Raw genomic sequence first — 3,569 nt, 5'->3', positions numbered from 1 at the left:
GGGCGCGGGCATCAGGGGGGTATGGATGGTGGGAGGGTGAGCGCCCGGCTCGGGCGAGGGATTCTGGTGGCGGTGGCCTTTGTGGCGCTGGTGGCATTCTCGGCCGTACTGGCCAGAATCACGCTGACGCCGTCCCCGGCCTCCGCGGAGATCGCGGGGGCCAATCTGCGGCCGGGGCACTCGTTGCGGCAGTACGTGGAGAGCTACACATTCCTCGGCGCGTGCCGGCAGATCGGCGGGAATCTGCTGCTGGGGGCGCCTTTCGGGCTGCTGCTGCCGGTGCTCGTGCCGCGCAGGATGCGGATGGCGCGGGTGGTGCTGCTGACCGCGCTGGTGATGGTGCTGGTGGAGCTGGCCCAGGGCGCGATCGTCGAGGGGCGCGCCTTCGACATCGATGACGTGATCCTCAACACGACCGGCGCGCTGCTCGCGTATCTGATCGCGCTCACCGCGTACCGCCTGATCGGCCGCCGGGTGGGCCGCCGGCTCGGCCGCCTCCGCGGTCTCCGCCGCCCCCGCTTCCGCGGCTTCCGGGCGTCCCCGAAGAAGAGCGCCGCGAAGGACTGACGTCGTTCTCATACCAAAGTGCTGTCCACATACTTGAAGAGCGTGCGTAGGGTCACTACCTTCCCGAGGTGACAAGCGGCACCCGTGTCCAGTCACCGCCGAGGGAGGCACTTCTCGTATGAAGAAGCCCTGGAAAACGCCCTTGAACCGCCGCACATTCAGTCAACTCGCCGTTACCCCGCTGCTCGCGGGCCCCGCGCTGCTGGGGCCCGGGGCGGCCAGGGCCGCGTCGGGAGCCTCGTCGCGGAGTACGGTCGTACGGGCCGTGAAGCGAGCCGTCACGTTCATGGACGGGACCGTCTCCTACAGAGGTGGATACGTCTGGAACTATCTGCCCGATCTCTCCGTCACCTGGGGCGAGATGGAGGCCAAGCGCACCATGTGCTGGGTCCAGCCGCCCGGTACGCCCTCCGTCGGCCACAGCCTGCTCGACGCGTACCACGCCACCGGCGAGGAGGTCTGCTGGCGGGCCGCCGAGCGGACCGGGCTCGCGCTCGTCGAGGCCCAGCTTCCCGTCGGCGGCTGGAACTACATCCATGACTTCGCCGGCGAGGACTCCCTGCGCGACTGGTACGAGACGATCGGCGCCAACGGCTGGCGGCTGGAGGAGTTCCAGCACTACTACGGCAACGCCACCTTCGACGACGCGGGCACCTCGTCCGCCGCCCAGTTCATCCTCCGGCTGTACGCCGAGCGCCGCGACCCCCGCTTCAAGCGCTCACTGGACCGCGTCATCGGCTTCCTGCTCGCCTCGCAGTTCAAGGGCGGTGTCGCCGACGGCGGCTGGCCGCAGCGCTTCCCCGCCCATGCCGGATCCGTCAGCCGTACCCCCTGGCCCGACAAGCGCCCGCCCTGGCTGCCGGGCGATGTACGGCACGGCATGGAGGACGGCGAGTACACCCAGCAGGTCACCTTCAACGACGATGTCCTCGGCGAGAACATCAAGTTCCTCCTGATGTGCATATCGACCCTCGGCCGACGCGATCTCATCGGCCCCGTGCTGCGGGCCATGGAGTGTCTGCGCCGGATGCAGCAGCCCGCGCCCCAGGCCGGCTGGGGCCTCCAGCACCTCTCCCGTGCCAAGGGCGGCCGGCCTGCTGGGGCGCCCGCCGGAGCGCGTTCGTACGAACCGCGCGCCCTCGCCACCCACACCACCCAGACCAATGTCCAGCAGCTCTTCCACTACTTCCGGCTGACCGGCGACCGTGCCTGTCTGCGCCGGGTGCCCGAGGCCCTCGCCTGGCTGGAGAGCTGCGCGCTGACGGGCGAGCAGATCGCCGAGAACCCGCTGCTGGCCGGCCGTACGCACCCGACCTTCGTCGAACTCGGCACCAACCGCGCCCGGTTCGTGCACCGCTTCGGCTCCAACATCCGCAATGGCGCGTACTACAACGACTACGACCACAAGGACACCCTCAGCCACTACTCGGGCGGCCGCTCCATCGATCTCGCCGGTCTGCGCGCGACGTACGAGGAACTCGCCGCGCTGACCCCGGCTCAGATCGCCGCCCTGCGCGCCCGTTCACCGCTCTCGCCCGCCAACGCGCACGGCGGCCGGATCCCGCTCCCGCGCTACTTCTCGCCGCGCGATCTCCAGCTCTCCGACCTGCTGCGGGACGCCCCGCTGCCGCTGCCCACCGTGACGGAGGCCGAGGCGGCGGCGCTCGTGGACGGCCTCGGGACACGGGACCACTGGCTGACGCCGATCGACCAGATCACCAACCCGTACCGGGGGCCGGGCTCGACGGAGCCGTACGACGGCAGGGCGTATATGAGCAAGCATGTCGGCGACCCGCGCGACACCTCGCCGTACAGCCCGAAGGACCCGCCGCTGGAGCCGCCGTACCGGCCGGCCGAGCCGCCGCTGTGCATCAGTTCGGCCGCGTACGTGGCGAACATGGCGAAGCTGATCGGGTACGTGGCGGGCGGCTGAGGACTTGACGATGCTGCGGCTACGCTGGGTCGTCGGCCAGTTCGGCCACCCCGGTGATCCGGTGCAGCGGGTATGTACGGACCTCGTCCGCCGTGTGGTCGTACGCCGTCACATAACCGCCCTCCACCCGCACCGGGGCGATGACCCGCTGGCTGGCCGCGCCGTCGGCGTTGACGTAACCGATCCAGACTGCCGAGCCGGTCATGGCGGCGGCCTGGACGGTCGCGAGGGTCTCGGCGGAGGTGGTACGGGGGAGCCGGCCGTCGGGCGAGAGCGCGGCCGGTGACGTGCCGTCGGCCGACGGCTCCGGGTGCGTGGCCGGTACGGACGGCGGCACCTGCACCGGCACCTGCGCCTGGGCCGGCTTGCGGGCCACCGTGGCCGCCCGGTCCCCGGCCCTGATCGCCCGTACCGCCGCGCCGAGCAGTGTCGCGTCCGGTACGGGCGGACCGTCAGGAACCGGCGCGGGCGCGGCCCGGGGCGGCGTCCGGTGGGCATGGGCGCGGGTGATCATCACATCGCCCTCGGCGGACTCGGCGGCGGGCGCGAACCCCATCGTGCGCAGCCCGTCCAGCAGGGCCGCCGGTTCGGCGTGGGCGGACAGCACGGTCGGCGCGAGCCGGCGCAGCCGCAGGGACTGCGAGCGCTTGTCGGCGAGGATCTCGTCGAGTACGGCCTCGTCGTCGCAGCGTACGTACGCGGAGGCGGAGCCGACCCGGAGATGGCCGTGCTTGCGCGCCACATCGTCGATGAGATAGGCGAGCGGCTGCGGAACGGGCGTACGGCTGTGGGCCTTCAGGAAATCGTGCAGATCGGAGGCGGACCGACCGGCGTCGAGAGCGCGCCGTACGGACGCGGGGGTGAAGCGGTAGACCGTGGCGCCGCCCTTCGACTCGACATCGGCGGCGATGGAGAGCAGCTCGGCGAGCGGGCGGAGGAGGGGGCCGGGGGCCACGGCGGTGAGGTCGGCCTGGAGGAGGACATGGTCGAGCGGCTCGGGGAGGTGCGGCGCGAGGGCCGCGGCGGCGCGCAGGCCTGCGGCGCTGAGGGCGGCGGTGGTGAGCGGGGA

Annotated in this window: 3 protein-coding genes; 2 read left to right on the top strand and 1 reads right to left on the bottom strand. The window is 71.7% G+C overall.

What is annotated here, in order from left to right; genetic code table 11:
• Positions 1 to 21 precede the first annotated feature (21 nt).
• Both WH07_RS31095 and WH07_RS31090 read left to right on the top strand, forming a co-directional pair.
• On the top strand, positions 22 to 567 hold the full coding sequence (locus WH07_RS31095; RefSeq protein ID WP_079023709.1) for a VanZ family protein: 546 nt from the start codon (positions 22 to 24) through the stop codon (positions 565 to 567).
• A gap of 118 nt (positions 568 to 685) precedes the next feature.
• On the top strand, positions 686 to 2,500 hold the full coding sequence (locus WH07_RS31090) for a pectate lyase (protein WP_052744613.1): 1,815 nt from the start codon (positions 686 to 688) through the stop codon (positions 2,498 to 2,500).
• A 19-nt stretch (positions 2,501 to 2,519) separates the two neighbouring features.
• On the opposite strand, the gene WH07_RS31085 is transcribed toward WH07_RS31090, so the two are convergent.
• The coding region (locus WH07_RS31085) for a helicase C-terminal domain-containing protein (protein WP_046507462.1) at positions 2,520 to 3,569 on the bottom strand (1,050 nt) is incomplete at its 5' end.

Origin of the sequence: Streptomyces odonnellii, from assembly GCF_000981895.1 — a bacterium.
In the GTDB taxonomy this organism is placed as follows: Bacteria; Actinomycetota; Actinomycetes; order Streptomycetales; family Streptomycetaceae; genus Streptomyces; species Streptomyces odonnellii.
The sequence above is the reverse complement of the archived record's forward strand: the minus strand, read 5'-3'. Positions and strand labels throughout refer to the sequence as shown.

What these genes read in the sequence shown, in the direction of transcription:
- WH07_RS31095 (WP_079023709.1), top strand. Translation starts at nt 22, where the DNA reads ATGGATGGTGGGAGGGTGAGCGCCCGGCTCGGGCGAGGGATTCTGGTG.
- WH07_RS31090 (WP_052744613.1), top strand. Translation starts at nt 686, where the DNA reads ATGAAGAAGCCCTGGAAAACGCCCTTGAACCGCCGCACATTCAGTCAA.